The sequence below is a fragment of the Armatimonas sp. genome (assembly GCF_031410135.1).
Classification (GTDB): domain Bacteria; phylum Armatimonadota; class Armatimonadia; order Armatimonadales; family Armatimonadaceae; genus Armatimonas.
The window spans coordinates 1-1,860 of sequence record NZ_JANNYP010000158.1 but is presented as its reverse complement, the minus strand read 5'-3'; the positions used below and the strand labels follow the sequence as shown (position 1 = coordinate 1,860).

The following is a 1,860-nucleotide window of genomic DNA, read 5'->3' as shown; positions in this document are numbered from 1 at the left end:
GTCGCCAGCATCTATATTTTTGGATTTGTCGGGCTTGCTTTTGCCCCCGAGACGCGCGGCAAGCCCCTGCCGGAATAGCTTTTCGGCCATCTCCTGCTCGCCTAGGCTCGCTGTCCTCTTCCCCTGCTGCTCGCAAGCTCGCGGGAAGAGGACTTACTTTTTGTGTGTGCCAACCCTCTTCCACCCGAGGAACGAGGGATAATGGGAAGAGGGTCGCGCGAAGCGCGGGGAGATGGCACTCTACGTCGGAAACGGGTTCCGGTCGAAGCCGTCTTGGTGCCAGTAGGGGTAGGTCTTGGTCTTGTTGCTGGCAGCATCCAGCCGCGCGACTTGCTCGCCTGTCAGGTTCCAGCCCACGGCTCCGAGGTTCTGCTTGAGCTGCTCCTCGTTGCGTGCCCCGACCACAAGCGTCGCGACCGTAGGGCGCTGCAGGAGCCAGTTGAGCGCAATCTGCGGCACGGTCTTGCCGGTCTCCTCGGCGAGGGCATCGAGGACGTCCACCACTCTGTAGAGATACTCGTCGTCCACGGGCGGGCCGTTGTCCACGACCACTTTCGACTGCAGGCGGCTGCTCTCAGGAAGCGGCTGGCCACGGCGGATCTTGCCCGTCAGGCGGCCCCAGCCCAGCGGACTCCAGACCACGGCTCCGACTTTTTGATCTAGCCCGAGGGGCATCAGCTCCCACTCGTAGTCGCGACCAATCAGCGAATAGTAGGCTTGATGCGCGACATAGCGTGGCAGGCCGTACTTCTCCGATGCGGCCAGCGACTTCATCAGGTGCCAGCCCGAGAAGTTCGAGCACCCGACATAGCGGATCTTCCCCGCACGCACAAAATCATCTAGTGTCTGGAGCGTCTCCTCCACGGGTGTGAAGGCATCGAAGCTATGGAGCTGGAAGAGATCAATGTAATCCGTGCCGAGGCGACGCAGGCTGTTGTGAATCGTCTCGGTTAAGTGAAAGCGCGACGAGCCCGTCTCGTTATGCCCCGGCCCCGTGCGAAACCCGCCCTTGGTGGAGATCAGGACTTTATCGCGGCGGCCCTTGATGGCTTGCCCGAGGATCTCCTCCGCCTTGCCCCCCGAGTAGACATCCGCGGAGTCGAACATCGTCAGGCCCGCATCGAGACAGATATCCACGAGGCGCGTCGCCTCCGCCACATCGCTCGCACCCCACGCTTCAAAGAACGCGCCGCTGCCCCCAAACGTCCCCGTGCCAAAGCTCAAGACGGGCACCTTGAGGCCAGAGGCCCCTAAAAATCGGTATTCCATAATCCTGATATACCTGAAAGCCCGAATCTGTTCCCGGTAGCTACAAAACCATCCCTCGACGCGCCGTCTGAGCATAGGAAACCAACTCCGGGCGGTGCCGTTTTTGGCTTGCAAGAAACGTATCAATAATGCCATGCACCCGTTCTGAATTGGCACTCTGCCAGTGTCCTAGGCCGTGCAGGGCAGCTTCCTGACAGGCGAGATGGGGAAGTGCGAGGGTACGCTCCAGAGTTGTTAGAACGGTCTCGTTCAGCTCAGGGCGGACTGTGTCGTAGAGCGGGAAGATATCCCACCACATGAAACAAATGTGACCAAGCTCACCTTTTAGCTCTTTCTGGCTTACTTCAGGGCAACGAACCGCGAAGATTTCTTTGTAGACACGGTAGATACCCTTGAGACACGCACGACACTCGAAGCGTGGCAGGTTCTTATCCTGTAAGATCGTCAGGGGAGAGTCGCCTTGCCAAATAAGTGCATGGAGTCCATTACCAACTTGGGTATCCGAGTAGGGAGCAAGTAACACACCTGCGCATCGAAAGAGCTGGGTGGTGTAGGCCAGAGTCGCGTTGGGGGAGATCTCTACGAGTGGGA

Annotated in this window: 2 protein-coding genes; both read right to left on the bottom strand. The window is 59.2% G+C overall.

What is annotated here, in order from left to right; all coding sequences use genetic code 11:
* Positions 1–240: 240 nt before the first annotated feature.
* A complete protein-coding gene (locus tag RMO15_RS05680; protein WP_309709029.1) occupies positions 241–1,269 on the bottom strand; it encodes an aldo/keto reductase in 1,029 nt (342 codons plus the stop codon).
* Positions 1,270–1,309: 40 nt separating this feature from the next.
* On the bottom strand, positions 1,310–1,860 hold a 551-nt coding region (locus tag RMO15_RS05675), incomplete at its 5' end, for a hypothetical protein (protein WP_309709025.1).

Bases quoted from the DNA above. Each gene is read 5' to 3' on its own strand.
- RMO15_RS05680 (WP_309709029.1), bottom strand. From the start codon at position 1,269: ATGGAATACCGATTTTTAGGGGCCTCTGGCCTCAAGGTGCCCGTCTTG.